The sequence below is a fragment of the Pseudoclavibacter sp. AY1H1 genome (genome assembly GCF_002931055.1).
Classification (GTDB): domain Bacteria; phylum Actinomycetota; class Actinomycetes; order Actinomycetales; family Microbacteriaceae; genus Pseudoclavibacter.
In genome coordinates this window covers 1-24,097 of record NZ_PSXX01000014.1, presented here as the reverse complement: position 1 = coordinate 24,097, position 24,097 = coordinate 1, and the positions used below count along the sequence as shown (strand labels likewise).

At 69.0% G+C, this 24,097-nt stretch carries 18 protein-coding genes; 13 read left to right on the top strand and 5 right to left on the bottom strand.

The features are described from left to right. Window positions 1–10: 10 nt before the first annotated feature. Window positions 11–865, bottom strand: coding sequence for a hypothetical protein (locus C5E05_RS17070; protein WP_104342597.1), 855 nt, complete (start codon window positions 863–865; stop codon window positions 11–13). A gap of 188 nt (window positions 866–1,053) precedes the next feature. Beyond that, complete coding sequence (locus C5E05_RS17065) at window positions 1,054–6,456, bottom strand: fibronectin type III domain-containing protein (RefSeq protein ID WP_181059707.1); 5,403 nt, start codon at window positions 6,454–6,456, stop codon at window positions 1,054–1,056. A 240-nt stretch (window positions 6,457–6,696) separates the two neighbouring features. On the opposite strand from C5E05_RS17065, the gene C5E05_RS17060 reads away from it, so the two are divergent. Next, on the top strand, window positions 6,697–7,785 hold the full coding sequence (locus tag C5E05_RS17060) for a substrate-binding domain-containing protein (RefSeq protein WP_104342649.1): 1,089 nt from the start codon (window positions 6,697–6,699) through the stop codon (window positions 7,783–7,785). A 3-nt stretch (window positions 7,786–7,788) separates the two neighbouring features. On the opposite strand, the gene C5E05_RS17055 is transcribed toward C5E05_RS17060, so the two are convergent. Next, window positions 7,789–8,340: a methylated-DNA--[protein]-cysteine S-methyltransferase gene (locus C5E05_RS17055; RefSeq protein ID WP_104239741.1), complete on the bottom strand. Its 552-nt coding sequence runs from the start codon at window positions 8,338–8,340 to the stop codon at window positions 7,789–7,791. A 188-nt stretch (window positions 8,341–8,528) separates the two neighbouring features. Here C5E05_RS17055 and C5E05_RS17050 point away from each other — a divergent pair, with 188 nt between their 5' ends. The 3 genes from C5E05_RS17050 (at window position 8,529) to C5E05_RS17040 (ending at window position 12,756) form a co-directional block, all read left to right on the top strand. Continuing rightward, the gene (locus C5E05_RS17050; RefSeq protein ID WP_104239742.1) at window positions 8,529–10,700 is read left to right on the top strand and encodes an ATP-dependent Clp protease ATP-binding subunit; all 2,172 of its coding nucleotides are present in this window, start codon (window positions 8,529–8,531) and stop codon (window positions 10,698–10,700) included. A gap of 234 nt (window positions 10,701–10,934) precedes the next feature. After that, complete coding sequence (locus C5E05_RS17045) at window positions 10,935–11,462, top strand: hypothetical protein (RefSeq protein WP_104239743.1); 528 nt, start codon at window positions 10,935–10,937, stop codon at window positions 11,460–11,462. A gap of 103 nt (window positions 11,463–11,565) precedes the next feature. Beyond that, the gene (locus C5E05_RS17040; protein WP_104239744.1) at window positions 11,566–12,756 is read left to right on the top strand and encodes a hypothetical protein; all 1,191 of its coding nucleotides are present in this window, start codon (window positions 11,566–11,568) and stop codon (window positions 12,754–12,756) included. A gap of 203 nt (window positions 12,757–12,959) precedes the next feature. Here the strand turns inward: C5E05_RS17040 and C5E05_RS17035 are convergent, their stop codons facing one another. Then, a complete protein-coding gene (locus tag C5E05_RS17035) occupies window positions 12,960–14,069 on the bottom strand; it encodes an alcohol dehydrogenase catalytic domain-containing protein (RefSeq protein ID WP_104342595.1) in 1,110 nt (369 codons plus the stop codon). Between the two features lie 55 nt (window positions 14,070–14,124). After that, window positions 14,125–15,291 carry an acyl-CoA dehydrogenase family protein gene (locus C5E05_RS17030; RefSeq protein WP_104239746.1) on the bottom strand — a complete coding sequence of 389 codons (1,167 nt, stop codon included), beginning with the start codon at window positions 15,289–15,291 and terminating at the stop codon, window positions 14,125–14,127. 214 nt (window positions 15,292–15,505) lie between these two features. On the opposite strand from C5E05_RS17030, the gene C5E05_RS17025 reads away from it, so the two are divergent. The 9 genes from C5E05_RS17025 to C5E05_RS16985 form a co-directional block, all read left to right on the top strand. After that, on the top strand, window positions 15,506–16,324 hold the full coding sequence (locus C5E05_RS17025) for an N-acyl homoserine lactonase family protein (protein WP_104342594.1): 819 nt from the start codon (window positions 15,506–15,508) through the stop codon (window positions 16,322–16,324). Beyond that, window positions 16,321–16,770 (top strand): zinc ribbon domain-containing protein, encoded by a 450-nt coding sequence (locus C5E05_RS17020; RefSeq protein WP_181059705.1) that lies wholly within the window; start codon window positions 16,321–16,323, stop codon window positions 16,768–16,770. Before C5E05_RS17025 ends, C5E05_RS17020 begins: the two co-directional genes overlap by 4 nt. Then, window positions 16,767–17,897: a zinc-binding dehydrogenase gene (locus C5E05_RS17015; protein WP_104342593.1), complete on the top strand. Its 1,131-nt coding sequence runs from the start codon at window positions 16,767–16,769 to the stop codon at window positions 17,895–17,897. The genes C5E05_RS17020 and C5E05_RS17015 overlap by 4 nt, the downstream gene beginning before the upstream one ends. A gap of 91 nt (window positions 17,898–17,988) precedes the next feature. Next, the gene (locus tag C5E05_RS17010; protein ID WP_104342592.1) at window positions 17,989–19,434 is read left to right on the top strand and encodes an aldehyde dehydrogenase family protein; all 1,446 of its coding nucleotides are present in this window, start codon (window positions 17,989–17,991) and stop codon (window positions 19,432–19,434) included. A gap of 8 nt (window positions 19,435–19,442) precedes the next feature. Beyond that, complete coding sequence (locus tag C5E05_RS17005; RefSeq protein ID WP_104342591.1) at window positions 19,443–19,973, top strand: MaoC family dehydratase; 531 nt, start codon at window positions 19,443–19,445, stop codon at window positions 19,971–19,973. Further along, the gene (locus C5E05_RS17000) at window positions 19,970–20,809 is read left to right on the top strand and encodes a CoA ester lyase (protein ID WP_104239752.1); all 840 of its coding nucleotides are present in this window, start codon (window positions 19,970–19,972) and stop codon (window positions 20,807–20,809) included. Before C5E05_RS17005 ends, C5E05_RS17000 begins: the two co-directional genes overlap by 4 nt. Beyond that, a complete protein-coding gene (locus tag C5E05_RS16995) occupies window positions 20,806–21,957 on the top strand; it encodes a CaiB/BaiF CoA-transferase family protein (protein ID WP_104342590.1) in 1,152 nt (383 codons plus the stop codon). The genes C5E05_RS17000 and C5E05_RS16995 overlap by 4 nt, the downstream gene beginning before the upstream one ends. Before the next feature lies 1 nt (window position 21,958). Next, the gene (locus tag C5E05_RS16990; RefSeq protein WP_104342589.1) at window positions 21,959–23,332 is read left to right on the top strand and encodes an MmgE/PrpD family protein; all 1,374 of its coding nucleotides are present in this window, start codon (window positions 21,959–21,961) and stop codon (window positions 23,330–23,332) included. A 9-nt stretch (window positions 23,333–23,341) separates the two neighbouring features. Continuing rightward, on the top strand, window positions 23,342–24,097 hold a 756-nt coding region (locus C5E05_RS16985; RefSeq protein WP_104342588.1), incomplete at its 3' end, for a GntR family transcriptional regulator.

Below are 24,097 nucleotides of genomic sequence, written 5' to 3'. Positions count from 1 at the left end.
GGTGCGGACGTCAGGCGGCCCCCTCGCGCGACCGCAGCTCCTCCAGCGCCAGGGCGATTTGCTCGACTCTGCCGGGAACCGTGGGGCCCATCCAGAGCATGATCGGCGGTGATGCGAATGACGCCAGGCGGGGGAACTGCTCGCCGCCCGTGAGGACGAGCTCGGCGGCGGCAGCGGTGAAGAAGGCTATCGTCGTGCCGGCTGCGATGGGTAGGAGCAGTGGGGTGACCGTGCGTCGTTGATCGATCGCCTCCTGCAGCTCATCGATCCTCGCGATGTTGATGCGGATTCGATCATTCACCGGGTTGATCGATTGTTCCAGGAGCCTGCGCGAGCTCCGATCAAGTGGGGTGTCTCGGCGAGTCATGACCAGCCAGGCGAGGAGCAGTGCGAGGCAGAGGGCCGCTGACCCGGTCACGCCGAGGAGCGCTGCCCCGAGGGTCGTCTGCCACGGTTCGGGGGCCTCGGTGAGTGTCACGGTCAACCACACGCCCGCGACCGCGCCGACGACTCCAGCGACCACCAGGGTGCGGATGCGTGCCGGCGGCAGCTGAGCGGGGAGATGCTGCACGGCGGCCCGCCAGCCGAGCTTCGCGACGGACGTCTCAGCGATGTCCACTTCGTGGATCTCCCCCGGGCCGAGGGCAGTCAGGACGCCGGGCCCAGCCTTGGCCATCCGGGCGTCGCCCCAGCGAAGCCCGAGAAAAGCGGCAAGCACGAGGACGAGCGGGAGACCAGCGATGGCGATGAAGATCACCCAGCCGGTCGGGAGGCCGAGCAGCGCAGCAGCGGTCACGAGGCCGATGAGCAGGAGAGCACTCGCGAGGACTGCGAGCACTCCCTTGCGGTTGCGGTTCTTTGGCATCGAGGCCCCCGTTGTCGCGTCGCGTTTCGGCAGGCGCTGCCGGCTTCTGGGTCGACGACGACGCTATCGAACGGGCACGGCCGGGAACTGGGTGGTGCCCTCGGTGAGCGCTTCGGCCGCGGGCCCGGCGAACGCCGCCGAGCGGGCGCCGCGTTCGTGTCCGACGCGGAGCCCACTCGGGCGTGCAGCTACTTCGTGACCGACACCTCGTGGGTTGTGCTCACGGTGGTGCCTGCGGCGTTGATGAACTCGACCGTGTAGGCGTACTGCCCCGGCGCCTTGCCCTCGACCTGCAGCGTCGCCTTCTGGGCGGCGGGGCTCGCCGCGGTGAGTTCGCCGGTGCCGACCTCGACGCCGTTCTCGAGGAAGCGGTAGGCGGTGGCGTTCGTACCCCACCAGAGGTTCGCCGTCACGGTGTAGGTGCCGTCGCCGTCCCAGTTGTCCGAGGAGAGGGACGGGGCGCCGGGGGAGGCGTTCGTCACCGTCACCGTGAGTGACTCCGTTGCGGTCGTTCCCTTCGAGTTCACCAGCTCGCCGGTGAAGACGTAGGTTCCGTTCGCCAGGCCGGCGATGTCGACGACGGCTGACTGCGCCGCTGGCGAGTTCGTGCTGAGCGGTGTCGTGCTGACCAGCTGGCCGTCCTGGTAGAGCCGGAAGGTGGAGCCGTTCTCGCCCCACCACAGGTTCATCGTCAGCTGGAACTCGCCGTCACGGAGACCGGTGTTCCAGCCGTCGTTGGAGGAGAGCACTCCCTTTCCCGGCGCCTTCGTCGCGCCGTCGTCCGTCGGCGCCTCCGGCAGCGTCACGGGTGCGGTCGCCGCCGAGCGAGGACCCTCGCCGGAGGCGTTGACGCCGGTCACCTCGTAGGAGTGGGTCGAACCTGGAGCGAGTCCGGTGACGGTGCAGCTCGTCTCGGTCGCTGCACAGACCGGTTCCGATTCCCCTGCCTCGTAGACGCGGTAGCCCGCGAAGCCCGCACCGGGGTTGGCGAGGTCATCCCAGGAGACGGCGATGGAGGTGTCGCCCTCCTGCGTCGCGACGGCGTTCTGCGGAGTCCCCGGCAGCGTCTCGTCGGCGACGGCCAGCCAGGAGATGACCGGCTTCTCGCCGCCCGCGCCCTCGTTGGTCACGAGGTAGTCGACCGTCGCCGCCTCCGAGAGCGTGAAGGTCAGGCCGGCGGAGAGCTTGGGTGTTGAACCGGAGAGGGGGATGCTCCCCTTCGCGAGTTCCGTGCCGTCGACCGACACGGTCTGGTACATGGTCCTGCTGAGGTTCCACCACTCGGTGAAGCCGCCGGTCAGCGTGTAGGTGCCAGCCTCGAGAGGAAGCCGGTAGCTCAGCTTGGTGGTGTCCTGGTAGAGCCCCGTCGAGTACTTGTCCTTGATATCGGTCCCCGTCTTCAGCTTCATGCCGTCAGAGAGGTGCCCCCATTGCGTGGCGGATGTGGAGACCTGGTCGACCTTGTCGTTGCGCAGTCCATCGACGGCGGCTGACACTGCCGAGTACTGGGGCGAGGCGGCGCCGTCCGTTCCGGCGTCGATGAAGTACACGAGCCCGGGTGGCACGATCTCGAACTGCGCGACGACCGGTGCGTCGCTCTCGTCGAGGCGTCCATTGGCCGTGATCGTCTCGTATTCGGTGCGGGGCTGCTCGTGGGCTGCGGGCTCCCACGTGACGGCGCGTTCGGCGTCTGCGACCTTCACCGTGCTCGGGAGCGGATCGTCGGTGTCGAGCACGCCCTGCACGCCGAGGTCGCGTGGCAGCGTCTGCACGTAGACGAGTGCGAGTCGTGCGTTGTAGCCGCTCGTTCCGTTGGTGCCGAACTCCAGTTGGACGACGGCTTCCTCGTCGAGCGTGAGCGTCTGCGCGATCGGCGTCGCCGACCCTGTCGAGGTCGCCGTCTTCGAGACGGTCTCGCCGTTCGCCGTGAGCTTCGCGGAGAGGTTCGTCGTGAGTCCAGCACGGGGCGCCTGAACTCCGACGACGTTGTAGGAACCGGCGGGGAGGGTCAGGTGGTAGGTAACCGGCTTGTTGAAGTCGGCGCCGATGTAGGAGGAACCCCAATCCTGCGGTGCTCCGCTCGCGAGCGTGGTCGCCGCGGTCGAGTACCCCCACGTGCTGCCCGGGGCGGTGCCGTCCCACTTCTCGTCGGCGGTCTCGTTGCGGAGCTCAGGCGAGACGCCTGCCGCGGCCGCGTGGGCCGAGCCTGCCTCCGAACCGCTCGAGCCGGAGTCGATGAAGTAGTCGAGATCGGCGGGGACGACGAGCACCGTCGCCGAGAAGCGCTGGTAGACGCCGGCCTCGGTCTTCTCCGAGGTGCGCCCGCTGGCGGCGAAGCTCGCGAGCTCGCCGGTGGTCGTGGCGCCGGCGTTCGACGCGGCAGTCCAGATGACCTCTTCCTCGCTACCCGAGAGGAGGAGTGTGCCGGGCAGGGCACGTTCGGCGGTCGTGATGGCCAGGGAGCCGAGGTCCGTCACGTCGGCGCTCACATCCTTGGGGGTGAGCGCGTCTGCCGCGGAGTCAAGACGCCGTTCGAGCGCTGTGGCGCCCTCGACGTCGAGTCCGTAGCCGACCGGGTCGGCGATCGCGGCCTGCGCGGCCGTCCGTGCGGCAGCGAACGGGGCCCACGACTGGGGGCCGTAATCTGCCTCGACGAGCTGCGCGACGGCGGAGACGGCTTCGGTGAGTGCTCCCGTGTCGACGCGCGCGGAGTCGGCGACCGCACTGATCGTGGCGACCGAGTCGACGTTGAGTGCGCTGTCGTTGGCGGTCCTGATGACCACCGTGTGGGCGCCGTTCGCGAGCCCGCGGAGCGTGAAGGTCGTTCGGGCGCTGCCGGCGCTCCAGGTTGGAGCTGCGAGCGCGACGGGGATCCCGTCCACCTCGACATCGAGCGTCGCGGTGCCGGGGTTGGCGCCGATGATGTCCAAGCCCGTTCCGGTGAAGGAGTAGCTCAGTGCGGCTCCCTTGGCCGTGCTCTTGGATGCGGTTCGCTGCCACTCGAACATGCCCTGTCCGTTGACGTGGCTCCAGTTGGCGTCGAACTCGAGCACCGGGGTCGACGTGTTCGACCAGCTGCTCTGGTGCATCCCGTCGATGATCTGCGTGTAGTAGGGCGTGTACCCGGGCAGTGTCTGGATCCGCAGGTTGTCGAACTGCACGAAGTTGAAGCTGGACCCGAGTTGGATGCGCCCTGCGGCCTGCGGCGCGGTATCCGTGTGCGACGCGATCTGCACGCCGTTGATCGAGGCAGTGGAGGTGTCGCCTGCGACGGTCACGGCGATGCTGTTCCAGACGCCGGCACCAGCATTGAACGCAACCTCCGCGTTGCCTGCCACGGTGCCGCTCGCGAGCGTCGCGCCGTAGCGGCTGAAGGTCCACGCGCCGGTGGGGTCGACCTTGAGCTCGGCCGCCGAGACGTTCTGCCCGTTCGCCGTGCCACCCTGCTCCCTGGCGCCGATGGTCGCGTACTGCGCTCCCGCCGCCTCGAAGAGCACGTCGGTCGAGACGGTGTAGTTCGCCCACCGGGCGTCGCCGATCGTCGTCTTGGGGTCGCCGCTGTTCCACGCGCCGCCGGCCATGCCGGGGCCGACCTGCTGCCTGAGCACCCGGCCGTGCGTCGCATCGGATGTGGCAACCGACTCGAATGCGCCGTTGGTGTCGTTGGTGTAGCGCGGGGTCACGCCCTGGTCCTCCGGCTGCAGCGCTGGGGTTCCGCTCGGCTTCTGCTTGGCGCCGCGGCTGTCCAGGAACGACGCTCCGGAATCGACCAGCGCTCCGGTGGCAGGGTCGTAGCCGCTGATGTTGCCTGCGCCGGCGTACTCGAAGTCGTCGGCGTACAGGACCTCGTCATCGGTGACACCGTTCTGGGCGCCGGTCGGGTCGGTGTCGAGAACGTCGCGGCCCCCGTCCTGGTCGGTGTATTCGGGGGATGTCGGCAGCGAGCTGGCGTAGCCGTCCCTGGGCGCGAGGCTGCCGTCGGCTGCTGCTGTCGCCTGGTCGAGCGTCGTGAGGGTCAACGACGACCAGGGCTTGACCTCGACGGTGTAGAGCCCGTCCCCATCCGGCGAGATCTCGCCGATGGGGGTGAGGTAGTTGTCGTTGTAGGCCTGACCGTCGTCCGCGGCGCGCGTCTCCCAGAGCTCGGCCGTGCGGTCGGCCCCGAGCTCCATGTCCTTGGCCGTGATGCGGTACGTCTTCGTGAAGCTGCTGTCGTTGATGATGACGGTCGAGAAGTCACTGGCGTCGGGTGCCGCCAGGGTCGTGAAGGATGCGCCACCGAGGCGGGCACCGCTCGGCGGATTGCCCTTCCCCAGCTCGCTGTCGGACGCCTGGGGGATCGCCCGCCAGATTCCCGCCGTGTTGTCGTCGTTCTCCCAGCCGAGCTTCGCGAACTTCGTGAACTGCTCGATCATCGCGAGGCCGCCGTCGTAGTACAGCCAGCCGGACCACGGGTCGCGCGCGCTCACGAGCTCCTTGGAGGAGTACTGGAACCCGTCGTAGAACGAGCCGATCGCGGGCTGGAAGATGTTGAGGGTGCGTCGGGACTCGTCGAATCCGGTCGTGACCCAGTTGCCCATCTCGAGGGCGCTGTTCGGGCCGCCGAATTCGGTGCCCGTTCCGCCCCGTTCGTCGCTGTTGGTGTTGTTCGGCCGGTCGGCCGAGTTGGAGAACGTGGACTGGCCCTCCGAGTTCCAGACTTCCTTGTCCAGCTCCTCTGCAACCTTCTTGAGGTTGCCCGCGTTGTCGTCGGCGCTCGAGTAGTGGAAGCCCACGATGTCGACGGCGTCACGCAGCGAGGAGTCGCTCGGGGAAGTCATCTGGTTGCCGAAGGACACCGGCGGAGTCCCGACCGTGTCGGCGGCGACCGTCTCGATGGATCGGTAGAGGTCCCGTTCCTGATCCGAGGCGAAGCCGCTGTTCGGGTCGCCCGCACTCGCGCTCTCGTAGCCCTTGTCGTCGCCGCGGAGCCACCCGGAGAAGTCCTTGTAGAGCTGGACCTCGGGGTTGCTCGTCTCGTTGGCGTCCGGGTTGATCGAGTCGACCATGATGCCGTATTCGCGGTACGCGGCGAGCACGGTGTTCTTGAACCAGATGTACTGGGCGGCGTGCGTGGTGGCCCAGGCCGGCCGATTCCAGCGCAGGATGCTGACGTGCACGTCGCCGTGCGCGACGAGCTGCGCGTCGGCCGCGAGCTGGAAGCCGGGCTCGCGCTGCACGTTCGGGTACTCGTCACGAGTGCGCATCGTGGCTGCGTTCGGCCCGGTGGAGGTGTTGCGGTCGTTGCCCATCTCGATCTTGATGGTGTTCATGATCGGGCGGTCGCCCCCGAACAGCGTCTCGATCAGCTCCCAGTACTTCTCCGGATGCTGCGCCTTGTAGTCGAGGAGCAGAGCGCTCGTCGAGTTGGCGGTGAGCACGCCGAAGCCCTTGAACGTGAGGCCGTTGACGTTCTCTGCGGCTGCCGCGACGTCTGCGCCGTCCACGGTCACCGAGACGGGATCCGATCCCGCGGCCTGCGCGGACGTGGGGGCGACGAGAACCGGCGCGATCATCGCCACCGCCGTGGCCGCGATGAATGCCAGACTCATCCGCCGCCTGCGGACCCTGCTCGTGCTCGTGACTCGACCGAGCCGATGGTCCTGAGGCATGTGCGCTCTCCGTTCTGTGCGCTGTCCGCGCGGGCTCGTTCGTTGAGTGCGCGGCGGGCACGACTGTGTGCTTCCGAGCTGATCTTGGAGTGGGGTCGGTGAAAAGGCCAGCAAAGCGAACAGAACCGTTCATGCTCGACGCGATGCGAACATGTCTGTACGCTCGGATCCGTGGACGACATGCCGCCGTTCGGTCTCCTGCGTCGAGAGCGGATCCTCAACGAACTGCGGCGGTCAGGGTCCGTCCGCGTCGCCGCGCTCGCGCGGCAGCTCGAGGTGTCCGAGCTCACGATCCGCCGCGACATCACGCACCTCTCCGATCGCGGTCTCCTGACCAGAGTCCACGGCGGCGCGACGCTGCGGAGCCGCCTCGACACCTCGGTGCCATCGGTCGCCGCACAGGCGACCGCGATTCGCTTCAGGGTCGGCATGGTCACGCCGTCTCTGAGCTACTACTGGCCGCAGGTGATCGTCGGCGCACGGGCCGCGGCCACTGACCTCGGCGTGCAGCTCGTGCTCAGGGGTGCCAGCTACTCCGTCGACGATCAGCGCAGGCAGATCTCCTCCCTCGTCGAATCGGGCGGCCTCCACGGCATCATCGCCGCACCGGAGACGGGCGGTGCAGACGGACGGGCGCTGCTGCACTGGCTGGAGTCCCTCCCGGTGCCCGTCGTGCTCGCCGAGCGCCACGCCTCCTCCGTCGCCACGCTCACGAGCCTCGAATGGGTCACCACGGACCACGTCTTCGGCGGCTCACTCGCTGCCGACCACCTCGCGGCGCTCGGGCACCGCCGGGTCGGCATCCTCACCTCGACCGGTTCCCCGACCTCCGCGCAGCTCCGGCAGGGCTGGAGCGGTGCCGTCGAGGAGCTCGGCCTCGAATCGGTGGTCGACGTCGACGCGAACCTCGACGACATGGACGGGCAGTCGAGGGAGGCGTTCATCGCTCGAGTGCTCGATGATTGCCGCCGGGCATCGGCGACGGCCCTGCTCATCCACTCCGACCCTCAAGCGGTGCTCGTGCAGCAGTACGCCCGCGATCACGGCTGGTCGATCCCCGACGACCTTGCCGTCATCGCCTACGACGACGAGGTGGCGCAGAACGCCGAGCCGCCCATCACGGCGCTGCGTCCCCCGAAGCAGCACATCGGCCGGCTGGCCGTCGAGACGATGGTGTCGCGCCTCGAGGAGGGTCCCCGTCGACCCGTGCAGCGCACGCGTGTCCTCCCCGTGCTGCACGCGCGGAGCTCCACCGCGGCGCGCTCCTGACCGTCAGCCGCGCATCCCCGTCGCGCGTTCGTGGTCGATGAGCGCCTGCCGGACGGCGATGTCGTCAGCGTGCCCCGCGAGCTTGCCGCTGGCTCGGACGATGCGGTGCACGGGCACGAAGAGGCCCACGAGGCAGGCGCCGCACGCGCTCGCGGCGGCGCGGGCGGCGCGTGGATGCCCGGCGATGGTCGCGACGTCGCCGTAGCTCGCGAGGGTGCCGGGTTCGACGAGCCTGGCCGCCCTCCACATGGCGCGGCGCAGCTCGGTGCCGTCCTGGTGGACGTCGATGGCGTCGAGGAGCGACGGGTCGCCGTCATCGAAGGCTCGGACGGCGGCGAGTGCGGCGTCGGCGTCATCGAGCTCCTGCACCTCGAGGAGCTCGGATCGGCGGCCGAAGACCGCGTAGGCGAGCGAGTTCGGGCTCCCGAATCCTGAGGCGCGCACGGCCTCCGACGGCCCGGCCTTGACGATCGAGAATCGCTCGCCGAGCAGCTCGACGCTGCCGACGCGGAGTGCGTTGACGTCGAGCGGCGACTCTTCGGGTGCTTCTGGCATAACAGGAACTCTGCCACGTTAGGAGAAGTCCTGGTCAGAGGCGGTGCGGAGGCGTCGAGGTTGCGCTGGGAGTTGGCTGAGCCACCCAGCTTTGGGTGGTGTTATTCCGTCTCGGAATCTAAACTTGAGCCATTCCGACTCAACTTTTGATCCATCTGGGTCGGAAGCAACTTTGACGAAGGAGCCCCATGGCAAACATGCAAGGCGCTCAGGCACCAGACGAAGAGGCCAAGAGCGCACTCGAACAGTACGGAATCAACCTCACCGACATCGCCCGCTCGGGCAAGCTCGACCCGGTCATCGGCCGCGACTCCGAGATCCGACGCGTCAGCCAGGTGCTGACCCGGCGCACCAAGAACAACCCAGTGCTCATCGGCGAACCCGGCGTCGGGAAGACCTCGGTCGTCGAGGGCCTCGCCCAGCGCATCGTCGCCGGCGACGTCGCCGAATCCCTCAAGGACAAGGAGCTCGTCAGCCTCGACATGTCGGCGCTCATCGCGGGCGCCAAGTACCGCGGCGACTTCGAGGAGCGGCTCAAGGCCGTCCTCAAGGAGATCACCGAATCCGACGGGCGCATCATCACGTTCATCGACGAGCTCCACACCCTCATGGGTGCTGGGGGCGGAGAGTCGAGCATCTCGGCAGCGAACATGCTGAAGCCCATGCTCGCTCGTGGCGAGCTGCGCCTCATCGGCGCGACGACACTCGACGAGTACCGCCAGTTCATCGAATCGGATGCGGCGCTCGAGCGACGCTTCCAGCAGGTGTTCGTCGGTGAGCCAAGCGTCGAGGACTCGATCGCGATCCTCCGCGGTCTGAAGGAGCGGTACGAAGCGCACCACAAGGTGTCGATCGCCGACCAGGCGCTCGTCGCCGCAGCCGCGCTCTCGAACCGCTACATCACGGGCCGGAAGCTGCCAGACAAGGCGATCGACCTCATCGACGAGGCGGCCTCGCGCCTGCGGATGGAGATCGACTCCTCGCCGGTCGAGGTCGACACCCTCCAGCGGCAGGTCGACCGTCTCCGCCTCGAGGAGCTCGCGCTCAAGAAGGAGCACGACGACGCCTCGCGGCAGCGCCTCGCCACGCTCCGTGCCGACCTCGACACGAAGAACGCGCGCCTCGGCGAGCTGAAGGAGCGCTGGAGCATCGAGCGGGCATCCCTCAACCGCATCGGCGAGCTCCGCGAGGAGCTCGACAACATCCGCGTGCGCGCCGACCGTGCGCAGCGCGAGGGCAACCTCGAGCTCGCCTCCCGGCTGCTCTACGGGGAGCTCCCCGGCATCCAGAAGCAGCTGCACGAGGCTGAGGCCACGGAAGGCGGCGGGCCCAAGCTCGTCAACGACCACGTCACCGCCGAGGACATCGCGGGGGTTGTGGCCGCGTGGACCGGCATCCCCGTGGGCAGGCTGCTGCAAGGCGAGATGGAGAAGCTCCTCCACCTCGAGGCCGAACTCGGCAAGCGACTCGTCGGGCAGGAGAAGGCCGTGGCGACGGTCGCGGATGCGATCCGCCGCACGCGCGCGGGCATCGCAGACCCCGACCGCCCCACGGGCTCCTTCCTCTTCCTGGGTCCCACCGGAGTCGGGAAGACGGAGCTCGCGCGAGCGCTCGCCGAGCTGCTCTTCGACGACGAGAAGGCCATGATCCGCATCGACATGTCCGAGTACGGGGAGAAGCACTCCGTCGCCCGGCTCGTCGGCGCCCCTCCCGGGTACGTCGGCTACGAGCAGGGCGGGCAGCTCACCGAGGCCGTCAGACGCAGGCCGTACTCGGTCGTGCTGTTCGACGAGGTCGAGAAGGCGCATCCCGAGGTCTTCGACATCCTCCTGCAGGTGCTCGACGACGGGCGCCTCACCGACGGCCAGGGACGCACGGTCGACTTCCGCAACGTCATCCTGATCCTCACCTCGAACCTCGGCTCGCAGTACCTCATCGACCCGCTCCTCACCCCCGAGGATCGGGAGGAGAGCGTCATGGCAGCCGTCCGGCACTCGTTCAAGCCGGAGTTCGTGAACCGACTCGACGACATCGTCGTGTTCAGCGCCCTCTCGCAGGATGAGCTGGCGCAGATCGTGGCGCTGTACATCGAGCGGCTGCAGCGCAGGCTCGGCGAGCGTCGCCTCACGATCAAGGTCGACGACGACGCCAGGGCCTGGCTCGCTGAGCGAGGCTACGACCCCATCTACGGGGCCAGGCCGCTGCGTCGGCTCATGCAGCGCGAGATCGACGACCGCCTCGCGAGGGCACTCCTTGCGGGCACGGTCCGCGACGGCGACACGATCTCCGTCGTCGTGGCGAGCGACGGCGAGTCTCTCAACGTGCAGTCCACCACGCCGCACTCCGCGGCCATCGAGTAGGGCGCTGGCGCCTGGCGCCTGCGTTGGCGCCAGTATCAGTGCCGGCGCCGGCGCCGGTGACAGAAGAGTGAGCCAGATGCAGGTTCCAGTTCGCTGGAGCCTGCATCTGGCTCACTCTTGCGCCGGGTGAGCGCCGAGTGAGGCGGCAGGGAGACGCAGTCGGGAGGTCTCTGGTGGGTAACTCGGGCGCGTCGCTCGCCGCGCGCATCCGCAACCGCGCTTATCTTGAGCGGCATGGAGCACCTGCGCTGGATACTGCCACTCATCGCCGCGCCCGTCGTCGCCGTGCTCGGCATCGTCGGCGTCATCGCCCTCTCGCTGCGACGGCTCACGTCCACGCCCGTCGCGAGCGACGACGTCATGGTGCTGTTCGGGCGCGACGCCTACCAGTTCTTCCTCGGCACGCTCGTGCCGCTTGTGCTCCTCGCGTTCATCGTCGGTCTCATCGCCTACGCCGTGTACGCCGTCGGCACCACGTTCGGGTGGATCGCACTGCGCGAGACACCGCTCTTCGCGACCTGGACGCTGCCGCTGCTCTTCTCGCCGCCCATCGCCGTCGTCGTGTTCTTCGTCGTCGCCTTCATGCCGTTCGTGGCAGGACCGAGCGAGGCGCTCGTGCCCGTCGTGAGTGCACTCGGCGCCTTCCTCGTCTGCCTCGCGGTCGCGGGCGCGCTGTGGTTCCGCGGTACCCTCGGTGCCCGCGCCAGCAGGCGCGCCGTCGCCGATGCGACCGCGACCGGCGAGGTGGGCGTCACCGCCTGACCCTCGTCCTCGATCCCGCACTCGGCCGGTGCGTTCGCTTCTGCGGCCTGGCGGGGGAGGACTGACCTGGCCGAACGTCGGTGGATCGTCGTACGTTGGCGTCATGACGACGAAACGGGGCTCACAGGTAGGCCGCTTCATCTGGCTCGGGCTGCTCGTCGCCCTGGTCGCATTCGGGCTCGGTGCTGCACCCCAGTCGCTCGAACGGCTCCACATAGCGCAATCGGCGGACGAGCTCGCGTTCAGCTTCGCCACACTCGCGTACTTCCTGCTCCTCCCTGCCGCGCTGCTCGCCCTGGTGATCCTGTCGACGTACGTCGTCCGAGTCGACCTCCTGCGCGCCGTCGAACGACGCTGGGCAGCGCGGAAGCACGGTGAGGGTGGTGAGGCCGAGCGGTGGAAGCGGCGAGGGCGCTGGCTCGTGCCGCTGCTCGTCCTCGGGGCCGTGTTCGTGCTCATCGCGGCCATCGTCACCCCGGTGCTCTCCGGATTCGAGGGGGCTCCGTCAGCGGACGACGAGGTCGGCCGCTCCTTCACGGGACTCGGCCTTTCGCTGCTCTTCTGGGCATGCATGCTCTTCGCTGTCCTCCTCCTCTTGGGCCTTGGCCGCGCGGCGCTCCGAGGGGCCGCCGTGAATCGCCGCGAGAGCAGGCACCGCCGCGGCAAGTACACGAGCCGAGAGCGCGAGCGGCTCGACGCGCAGCGTTACTCCCACGACCGGCTCACGGCTGCGCTTCGCTTCCGGGATGAGCTGCTCGAGCAGCGCATCCCGCAGACCGTCGAAGTGTGGGACTTCCGCGCTTCACCTGACGAGGTGTTCTTCCAGGATGCGCCAGCGACCTACGCCCGCTACTACGGGCGAGACGTCAGCTACTCCACCACCTCCGGCTTCTTCTTCGGCAGCCCGGCCTTCGTCGCGGCCGGGCTTGCAGTGAATGCGCTCGGCAACGCATCCGCCCGGTCGAGCGCTGAGCGAGAAGCCGCGGAGCAGTGGCGAGAGTGGCAGACGGCGAGGGTCCTGGTCTCGAACCAGCGACTGATCTGCTTCGCGGGCGGGCGGTGGCTGTCGTTCTGGTACTCGGGGGTCGTCGCGAGCTACCCGTCGTTGCGCGAGCGGTCGCTGGTGCTGCAGTTCGAGGGGGCGGAGCCCTTGATGCTCGTCGGCGATCACGTGCCGGTCGCGATCATGATGGCGACGTACTCGATGCACGGGGTCCGTGGGCTCGCGGGGCACCCCGACCTCGTGGCCGCCGCGGAGGCTCTCCAGCCCGCGTCCGCGCCCGCGCCCGAGTGACGCGTAACCCCGCGGTCCGCCGTCCGGGCCCGCGTCCGAGTGACGCGTAACTCCTCGGGCCACCGCCCGCCGCCCGGCACCCGGCACCCGGCGCTCGCGTCCCCCTGAACGCCGAGAGCTGAGTTGTGGTCGTCAACCTTGAGGGTTGACGACCACAAGTCAGCTCTGGGGCTCGCCCCGGTCGGAGCCCGGCGGCGATCGCTCTACTCGTCGAAGATGATGACCTGTCGCACGGCCTGCCCGTCGGCGAGCTTGTCGAGGGAATCGTTGATCTCCGACAGTCGGATGCGTCCCGAGATGAGCTCCTCGACGGGCAGCTTCCCGTCGCGCCAGAGTTGCGCGTAGACGGGAATGTCGCGAGCCGGGACTGCCGATCCCAGGTAGGAGCCCACGATGGTCCGTGCCTCCCCGGTGAGCCCGAGCGGAGCGATCGATGAACGCGCATCCGGTGAGGGCAGGCCGACCGTGACCGTCGTGCCGCCGACGCCGGTAGCGGCGACTGCGGTCTCGAAGGCGCGCGGATGGCCAGCCGCCTCGATGACGATGGGGGCCTTCACGCCGTTCTCGGCGAGTTCCGCTGGCGTGTAGACCTCGCTCGCGCCAAGCTCCAGGGCTCGGGTGAGCTTCTCGGGGTTCGCGTCCACGCCGATGACCTTGCCCTTCTCCAGCGAGACGGCCGTGAGGAGCGCCGCCATCCCGACGCCGCCCAGGCCGACGATCATCACGGTGTCGCCGTCCTGCGGCTTGCCCGCGTTGATGACGGCGCCGCCACCGGTGAGCACCGCGCAGCCGAGCACGGCGGCGATCTCCGGGGGCACGTCGTGCCCGATGGGCACCACCGACTGGCGGTTGAGCACCGCGTGCGTCGCGAATCCGGAGACGCCGACGTGGTGGAAGATGTCCTTCCCGTCGCGGTGCAGCCGGAAGTGCTCGCCGACCAGGTAGCCGGCGTTATTGGCCACGCTGCCGGGAGTGCACGGCAGCTTCCCGTCGGTCTTGCAGTTGTCGCACTTACCGCAGCGGGGGAGGAAGACCGTCGTCACCTGCTCGCCGATCTCGAGGTCGGTGACGTTCGAACCCACCTTCTCCACGATCCCCGAAGCCTCATGGCCGAGCAGCATGGGCGTCGGCCGTACCCGGTTCCCGTCGACGACGGACAGGTCGGAGTGGCAGAGCCCTGCCGCCCTGATGCGGATCAGGACCTCGTCGGGTCCCGGATCGTCGAGTTCCAGCTCGACGACCTTCAACGGCTTCGACTCCGAGTACGGCCGCGGCAGGCCGATCTCCTCGAGAACTGCTCCCTGGATGTTCATGCTGACTCCTTCGTCGATACATGCGGTGGATGCTGCGGCCCGGGGTGGGCTCGGTTCAGTACGATTTCGGCAGCCCGAGCACCTTCGTGGCGACGAAGCTGCGGACCAGGTTGTTGTTGATGGGTGCGACGGAGAACATCCGAGTCTCCCGGAACTTGCGTTCGACGTCGTATTCGTCGACGAATCCGTAGCCGCCGTGCGTGTCGAGGCACATGTTGGCGGCCGCCCAGGACGCTTCGGAGCTGAGCAGCTTCGCCATGTTCGCCTCCGCGCCGGCGGGCTCACCCGCATCGAAGCGTGCGGTCGCCTCGTCCCGCATGAGCTCGGCCGCGCGAACCTTCATGTAGGCGTCGGCGATGGGGAACTGGACGCCCTGGTTGGTGCCGATGGCGCGTCCGAACACGTGGCGGGACTTGGCGTAGGAGACGGCGCGCTCGATGAACCAGTAGCCGTCGCCGATGGCTTCGGAGGCGAGCAGGATGCGCTCGGCGTTCCAGCCGTCGAGCACGTGCCGGAAGCCGTTGCCGACGCGTCCGATGACCGCGTCGGCGGGCACGCGGACGCTTCGGTAGGTGACCTGGTTGGTGGCGTAGTTGAACATGGTGCGCACGGGGGTGACGAGCAGGGCATCCGGCTGCTGTGCGCGGATCTCGCGAAGGTCGAGCAGGAACAGCGTGAGGCCGTCCGTGGTTCCCTTCGGGGTCTCGGAGGTGCGGGTGAGCACGAGTGCGAGGTCGGACTCCTCGAACCGGCTCGTCCAGGTCTTGTGGCCGTCGATCACATAGCTGTCGCCGTCGGGCGTCGCGGTGGTCGTGATGGCGAGGGTGTCCGAGCCGGCGTCCTCGGTGATCGAGAACGCCTGGAGGCGGATGCTGCCGTCCGCGATGCCGGGGAGGTAGCGGTCCTTCTGCGCGTCGGTGCCGTGCCGCAGCAGTGCGGCCATCGTGTACATCTGCGCGTGGCAGGCGGCGGAGTGTCCTCCGGAGCGGTTGATCGCCTCCATGACTCCCGTGGCGGCGTCGATGCCGTAGCCGCCACCGCCGTACTCGCGGGGGATCATGACCGAGAGGAGGCCGGCAGCTCCCATGGCGTCCACGAATTCCTGCGGATAGCGGCGCTCGCGGTCGGTCTCACGCCAGTAGGTGTCGTCGAATTCGTCGCAGACCGCTTCAGTGCGCGCACGCAGGGCTGTTCTGTCGTCGCTGGCAGTCCGGCTTGTCACAGCGGCTCTCCTTCGATCAGGGGCGGCACTCGCGACAGGGCGACAGGCCGTCAAATATTTTTAGGATGTTCGCCAACATAGCAAGGCTGAGAGCGGGCTACAAGGTATTGACCCCTTGAATATATTCGCTTACGGTAATCGGGAAGCGCTCCTCACGCTCGCCACCCAGAGCCCGAGCGCCTTCCCCCGCTGGGCCAATCAAAGGAGATGGCAAGTGACGAACGACATCAAGCTCCACATCCTGGAGTCAGGAACCATGGAAGCCGACCTCACCTGGCTGCTGCTCAAGCCAGGCAGGGTCATCAAGACCCGCGACCACCGCCACGACGAACGCGCATGGGGTCAGGTGCCGACGCACGCCGTGCTCATCGACCACCCGGACGGGCGCATCCTGTGGGACACCGGCGTCCCACGCAACTGGGCTGAGCACTGGGCCCCGACCGGCTTCGACGAGTTCTTCCCCGTCATCGACGACCCACAGGCAGACACCGGCTACCTCGACTCCAGCCTCAAGCAGCTCGAGCTCACCCCGGACGACATCGACATCCTCGTGCTCTCGCACCTGCACTTCGACCACGCCGCCAACGCCAGGATGTTCGACAACGGCAAGACCCGCATCGTCACGAGCCAGGCCGAGCTCGACGGAGTCGCCACCATCACCGGGTACAACCTGGGCGCGCACATCCCCGACGACTTCAAGGGCCTCAACATCGGCGGCATCGCCGGTGACGACGAGATCCTGCCGGGCGTCAGCGTCATCCAGACGCCGGGCCACACGTGGGGAACCATGTCGCTCAAGGTCGACCTGCCCAACGACGGCACGAAGATCTTCACCTCCGACGCCGTCTACCTCGCCGACTCCTGGGGGCCGCCCGCGGTCGGAGCGGCCATCGTGTGGAACAACCTCGCGTGGCTCGAGTCGGTCGAGAAGCTCCGCCGCATCGCCCAGGAGACCGACGCCCAGGTGATCTTCGGCCACGACGAAGAGCAGAAGAAGGAGCTCACCTTCGCGCCGAACGGGTTCTACTCATGATCCTCTACGACTTCCGCTGCCAGGAAGGCCATCGCTTCGAGGCCGGCATCGAGTCGATGCTTGCCGACAACCCCGCCTGCCCCGGATGCGGGACGGCGACCAGCCGTGTCCCCTCCGCGGTGCGCATCGGGGGCGCCGCCGACGCAGGACCCAGCCGCGCCGAGATGCCGCACAGCTGGCAGGGCATCGATCGCGGCCGCCCCGAAGCGGTCGCCCACTGGCGCTCCAAGATCGAGAAGCGCGAGAAGCTCGAGGCCAAGTACCCGGAGCTCGCCGGTGACCGGCGCCCGATCCTCGCCCACGAGGGGATCTTCCAGGGGCGCCCGCTGCGTGCGGGCGACGACATCGGCGCATCGGTCGCCTCCGCGACGGCCGCCGCGGCTCGCGCAACGGAATCGCAAGCCTCGACGGCGAACACAACCACCAGGAGAGGGGCCGGAGCATGACTGCGACAGCTTCCACGCACGCCCAGACCGATGCGCAGCAGGCGCACGGCACGACGACGATCCTCGACGACATCGACCGCACCGCGTCCCGGTCCTACGAGGTGCCCTCCCCCGTGCCGGGCGGGGTCGTGCTGTCCATGATCCGCGCCAACGTGTGCGGCTCCGATGTGCACATCCTGCACGGCAGCCACCCGCTGGTTCGACCCGGCTGCGTCATGGGACACGAGGGCGTCGGCCGAGTCGCCGCCCTCGGAGACGGCGTCACGACCGACTTCGCGGGGGAGCCGCTCGCCGTGGGAGACCGAGTCGTGGCCACGTACTTCCAGGCATGCCGCCGCTGTCCCGAGTGCAACAACGGGCACGGCAACATCTGCCGCAACGCCTACACGGGATGGTCGAAGCAGGCCGACGAGGCCCCGCACTTCTTCGGCACGTTCGGCACGCACTATGCGGTGGGCCCGAACCAGGCCGTGTACAAGGTGCCGGACGGCGTCACCTCGAAGGCTGCCTCCTCCGCCAACTGCGCCCTGTCGCAGGTCTACTACGGGTGCCTCCTCGGGGAGGTCTCCTACGGGGACAAGGTCGTCATCTTCGGCGCCGGCGGGCTCGGTGTCTGCGCCTCCGCCGTCGCCTCGGTGCTGGGGGCGGAGGTCTACGTGGCGGAGATGACGCCGAGTCGCCTCGAGAAGGTCAAGGACTTCGGCGCCCACCACACGATCGATCTCTCGCAGGCCGCTGACGGCGCGGCACGCGTGCAGCTCGTCCGCGACGCGACGGGCGGGGGCGGTGACGTCGTGATCGACCTCACCGGCGTGCCGTCCGCGTTCTCGGAGTCGGTGCGGTCGGCGAGATCCGGCGGCATCGTCGTCGAGATCGGCAACATCTCTCCGAACAAGTTCACGGACTTCGACCCTGGCCTCTTCACCCGGACCGGCGTGCAGATCCGCGCCGCCATCCGCTACCCGCTCGAGGTGCTCGGCAAGGCCGTGCGCTTCATCGAGGCGACGCCGCAGTTCCCGTGGGAGTCGCTCGTGGACGCCGACTACACCCTCGATCAGGTGCCAGAGGCCCTCGCCGCCGCAGAGGCGCGGCAGGTGACCCGCGCCGGCATCGTCATCGACGACTGATCACCGGCGACACCACGTCGACATCCGCCGACGACCAGCAGAGATTTTTGGCCAGCAGAGATTCCAGGCCAGCAGAGATTCCAGGAGAGACATGTCCCAATCAGTGCACACCGCGTCGGGAGCTGCCACGACGACGGCCTACATCGGCGGCGAGCGCGTAGCTTCCGAGCGCAGCTACGAGAACATCGACCCGGCGACGGGGGAGGTGCTCGGCCTCACCGCGCGATGCGATGCCTCCCACGTGGATGCCGCGGTCGCAGCCGCCCGGGCCGCGCAACCCGGATGGGCCGCCACCAAGCCGGAGGTGCGCGCCGACCTGCTGCAGGCGCTCGCGGCGGCCATCATCGCGAACCGCGAGGAGCTCACGCTGCTCGAATCGCAGGACACGGGCAAGCCGCTCACCCAGGCGCGAACGGATGCGACGGTCGCTGCTCGGTACTTCACCTTCTACGGCAGGGCCATCGACTCCTACTACGGCCTGTCCTTGCCCGTCGATCCGGCGTTCCACGTGTACACGCGGCGGGAGGCGCTCGGCGTCTGCGGCAGCGTCATCGCCTGGAACTACCCCATGCAGCTCTTCGGTCGGGCCGTCGCGCCCGCCCTGGCCACGGGCAACACCGTGGTGCTGAAGCCGGCCGACGAGACGCCCCGCACCGCGGTGCGCATCGCGGAGCTCGCGGTCGAGGTCGGCATCCCCGCCGGGGTGCTGAACATCGTCACCGGCATCGGCGTCGAGGTCGGTGCCGCGCTCGCCGAGCATCCGGGCATCGACCACATCGGCTTCGTCGGCTCGACTGCGGTCGGTACGTCGATCGCGACCGCGGCCGCGCAGAACGTGATCCCGGCGGTGCTCGAGCTCGGGGGAAAGAGCCCCCACGTCGTGTTCCCCGACGCCGACCTCGATGAGGCGATGATGTTCATCACGAAGGGCATCCTGCAGAACGCGGGTCAGACCTGCTCGGCGGGCTCACGACTCATCGTCCACGAGGATGTCGCCGACGAGCTTCTCGCGAAGCTCAAGACCTCCTTCGAGCGGGTGACCATCGGCCCGGGCTCCGACGACCGCGACCTCGGCCCGCTCGTGTCCGTCAAGCAGCAGGACCGGGTACGCGGCCTCGTCGACGGCGCCGACGGCCGCGTCATCACCGGCGGGCACGTGCCAGACGGGCACGGGGCCGGCGCCTTCTTCGCCCCGACGCTCATCGCCGACGTCGACCCGAGCTCCGAGATCGCGCAGAAGGAGGTCTTCGGCCCCGTGCTGGTCGCCACGACCTTCGCCGACGAGGACGAGGCGGTCCGCATCGCCAACGGAACCGACTACGCGCTCATGGCGGCGATCTGGACCCGCGACATCTCCAGGGCACACCGCCTCGCCGCGCGCGTCGAGGCCGGGCAGGTGTATGTCAACGCCTACGGGGCGGGCGGCGGCGTCGAGTACCCGTTCGGCGGCTTCAAGAAGTCCGGCTACGGCAGAGAGAAGGGCGTCGAGTCGCTCGACGCATACACCGAGACCAAGACCGTCATCGTCAAACTGTAGGGAGCATCATGACGCAGATCGTCGAAGGGTGGACGGGGCGGGTCTTCGAGGACTTCACCCCGGGAGACCTCTACTACCACCCGTTCTCCAAGACCGTCACCGAGGACGACAACATGACGTCGACCCTCATGACGCAGAACGTCGCGAAGGTGCACGTCGACGCGCGCCTCACGGAGAGCACCGAGTTCCGGCGCATCCTCGTGAACTCCTGCTTCACGCTCTCCCTCGTCACCGGGCAGTCGACGATCGATCTGTCCATGAACGTCTTCGCGAACCTCGGCTGGGACGAGGTCCGGCTCCCGCATCCGGTCTTCGTGGGAGACACGATCTCGTCGCGTTCCAAGGTGCTCTCGCTCCGGGAGTCGCGCTCGCGCTCCTCGGTCGGCATCGTCGAGGTCGCGACCGAGGGGTACAACCAGGAGGGCGTCGTCGTCATCAGCTTCCGACGCACGTTCATGGTCTCGAGACGCGGGTTCCTGCCCGTCTCCCCGACGCCACGCCCCGACGAGTCGTCGCTGCCCGACGCGGTCGAGCGATGAGCGCCCTCGCGGCAGCGCAGACGCTGCTCTTCGTCCCGGGGGATCGGCCCGACCGCTTCTCGAAGGCGCTGGATTCCGGGGCCAACCTGGTGATCCTCGACCTCGAGGATGCGGTCGCGGCCGACAACCGGGAACGGGCGCGGACCGCCATCCGCGATCTGCTGGCCACGGCCGCACCCGGTCGTGTGCTCGTGCGGGTCAACCCGGCGGACACGGGCGACAGCGCGCCCGACCTCGCGCTGCTGGAGGATGTGTCCGCCAGGTCGCCCGGCGCCCTCGCTGGCGTCGCCGTGCCGAAGGCCGAGTCGCGGGCCTACCTCCGGCAGGTGAGCGACGCCTCGGGTGGCGCGCCGCTCCTCGCGCTCGTCGAGACCGTGCGCGGCCTTCGCGTGGCGGAGACGCTCGTCACCCGCGGCCCGGGTGAGCCCGAGCTCGACGTGCGCCTCGCCTTCGGGGCGCTCGACTTCGCGGTCGATGCGGGCGGCGACGCGGACTCGCTGCTCGATGCGGCACGCGTCGAGCTGGTCCTCGTCTCGCGCCTCACCGGGGCACCAGCCCCAGTCGAATCCCCGAGCGCCAGCATCCGCGACGTCGCGGCCGTCGAGTCCGCCGCCACGCACGCCGTCGCCCTCGGCTTCGGCGGCATGCTCGCCATCCACCCCGCCCAGCTGCCCGCCATCGCCTCGGCGTTCCGGCCGACCGACGCCCAGATCGACTGGGCCCGCCGCGTGGTCGGCGCAGGCTCCGGCGCCGTGCAGGTCGACGGGGCCATGGTCGACGCACCCGTGCTGCGGCGAGCGCGGCGCCTGCTCGCCGCGCTCGGGGAAGCATCATGAACGGCAGGCCGCTCGACGGCATCACCGTGCTCAGCGTCGAGCAGGCGGTCGCCGCCCCCTTCGCGACGCGACAGCTCGCCGACCTCGGCGCCCGCGTCATCAAGATCGAGCGTGCAGGTGGCGACTTCGCGCGCCGCTACGACTCCACCGTGCACGGCACGTCGAGCTTCTTCGCCTGGCTCAACCGCGGCAAGGAATCGGTTGTGCTCGACCTCAAGGACGAGGCGGACGCCGAGCTGTTCCGCAGCATCGCCGCGACCGCCGACGTCGTCGTGCAGAACCTCGCACCAGGCGCGCTCGACCGCCTCGGCCTCGGCTACGACGCACTCGCGGCAGGCAACCCCCGACTCATCTACGCCGAGATCTCCGGATACGGCACGGGCGGCAGCTACACGCGCAAGAAGGCCTACGACCTCCTCGTGCAGTGCGAAGCCGGCCTCCTCTCGGTGACCGGCACCCCGGAGCAGCCGTCGAAGGTCGGGGCCTCCGTCGCCGACATCGCGGCGGGCATGTACGTGTACTCCGGTGTGCTCGCCGCGCTCATCCAGCGCGGACGGACCGGCGTCGGCGACCGCATCGAGGTCTCCATGCTCGAGGCGCTCGGCGAATGGATGCAGCAGCCCTACCTGTTCGCCGAGTACGGCGGCCACCCGCCCCAGCGGCACGGTGCATCCCACGCCACCATCGCCCCATACGGCCCGTTCGAAGCCTCCGACGGGACCGTGTTCATCGGCATCCAGAACGAGACGGAGTTCGCGGGCTTCTGCCGCGACGTCCTGGGGGCGGCGGAGCTCGCCGACGACCCGAGGTTCAGCCTCAACGAGCATCGAGTCGCGAACCGGGACGCGCTCAGCGAGCTCATCGGAGCGGCGATCGCCGAGACCCCGAGCGATGAGGTGATCAGACGCCTCGACTCCCTGGCGATCGCCAACGCGCGTATGCGGACGATGGCGGAGTTCTCCGCGCATCCGCAGCTCGCGGAGCGAGACAGGTGGGTCGAGGTCGAGACCCCTGGGGGGTCAGCCCGCTCGCTCCTTCCCCCCGTGACAGCAGGCTCCTACCGGCCGGCGATGAAGCCAGTGCCCGACACGGGCGAGCACACCGAACGCATCCGGCACGAATTCGCCGCCACCGAAGAACGGAACTGACATGTCACTCGCCCGCAGCTACGCGCAGCATGCCCTCGGCCCCGTTGACCTCGGCGGGGAGCGCTCCGCGTGGATGCGCGCGCTGCTCTTCGACGCCCTCGCCGTGACGCTCGGAGGCAGCGGACGCGAGTCGGCCCGAGCTGCACGCGACGCCTACGCAGGGCTCGCCACGGACGTTGCGCCGTCGTCCGTGCTCGGGGCTGCGATCCGGCTGTCCGCTGAGGATGCGGCGCTCGTCAACGGCATCACCGCCCACGGGCTGGAGCTCGACGACACCTTCGAGGAAGCGTCACTGCATCCCGCCGTTGTGCTGTTCCCGGCCCTCTTCGCCGCGGCGGAAGAGCACGAGGCGAGCTACGGTGCCCTCCTCGATGCCGCGGTCGTCGGGTACGACGTGATGTGCGACATCGGGGTCGTCCTCGGAGCCGCCGAGAGCTACGGCCGCGGCTTCCACCCGACCGGAGTCGCAGGCGCCATCGGAGCCGCCGCAGCCGTCTCCCGCCTCCTCCGCTTCGACGAGTCGCAGACGGTCGACGCCATCGGCCTCGCCTCGAACCTCGCGGCGGGCTCGCTCGAGTTCCTCTCCGACGGCGCCTGGACGAAGCGCCTCAACGCGGGTCACGCCGCGGCCGTCGGAATCCGCGCGACCCGGCTCGCCGCCGTCGGCTTCGTCGCGCCGGCCGCGGCCCTCGAAGGACGCGACGGGTTCCTCGCGAACTACGGCGACGGCTTCCACCCCGATCGTGTGCGCACCATCACGCCAGGCGAATACGCCTGGCGGACGAGCATCAAGCTCTACCCCTGCTGCCGCTACATGCACGGCAACATCGACCTGCTCCTCGACGTCGCCTCGCAGCGGCCAGGCCTGTCCGCGGACGACGTCGACGACGTCGAGGTGGCCGTTATCGAAGCGGGCGCGCGCCTCGTCAGCGTGCCAGCAGACGCGAAGCTGCGCGTCGAATCGGCCGTGGATGCGCAGTTCAACATGCCGTTCGGCGCAGCGCTCGCGCTCACCACGGGCACCGCGACCGTCGACCAGTTCGACCGGGCGGCGGAGCTCGCGGACGAGCTGCTCCCGCTCATGAGGAAGGTGAGATGTGTGACCTCGCCTGCGGTCGAAGCGGCGTTCCCGGCAGACTGGACCGCCGAAGTGCGGGTCACCTTCACGGACGGCACCGTGCACGAGGCTTCGACGAGCGCCTATCGCGGCTCGCCCGGCGCACGCGCATCCCGACAGGACCTGCACGCCAAGGCGAGGGGGCTCGTCGGCGAGACGTGCGCGAACGCGCTCTGGGCGCTCGTGGAACGCGACCGCACCGCATCCGTCGCGGGGCTCATGGAAGCCATGCCGCGGCCCGAATTGCCCGCTCAGTAAGATGTCCCCGTGCCGCTCCCACCCGACGAACGCCTCGAAGACGCAGCCCGTCGCTACGGCAGCATGCGCTCGTTCGCGGCCGAGTACCTCCGAGAGCGCATCATCTCCGGGGTGCTTCTGCCCGGGGAATCCCTGCAGATCGACGAGATCGCGCAGCGGCTGAAGGTGTCGGCGACTCCGGTTCGCGAGGCGCTGCAGTCGCTCCGCGTGGAGGGCTTCGTCGACGGCGTGCGCGGCCAGGGGTTCCGCGTGCACCCGATCACGGCTGCGGACATCGAAGACGTCTTCCTCGTGCACGCCAACGTGGCCGGAGAGCTCGCCGCGCGTGCCGCGCGCAGCATCTCCGATGAGCAGCTGCGAGTGCTCGAGGCCTTGCACTACGAGCTGCTCGCCGCGGCCGTGCGCGGGGACGTCGAAGCGCTCGAGGCCCGCAACAACGAGTTCCACCACCTGCTCAACCACATCGTGGATGCTCCGAGGCTCCGCTGGCTCGTCGCCCTCTTCTCGAAGTACGTGCCCCGCAACTTCTACGCGCAGATCGAGGGGTGGCCCGAGGCGACCCGTGCGGACCACACGCAGATCATCGACGCCATCAAGGCCAGGGACGCGGAGGCGGCGAGGCATGCCGCGAGCGAGCACATCATCCACTCCGGGGAGCTGCTGGCCGCGCACTTCAGGTCGGCGACGGCCTCGGCTTCGACCTGTACGGCAACGGGGTCATCCCGACCGACACCCCGGCACTCAACTAGCGCGAGCATCCACGCC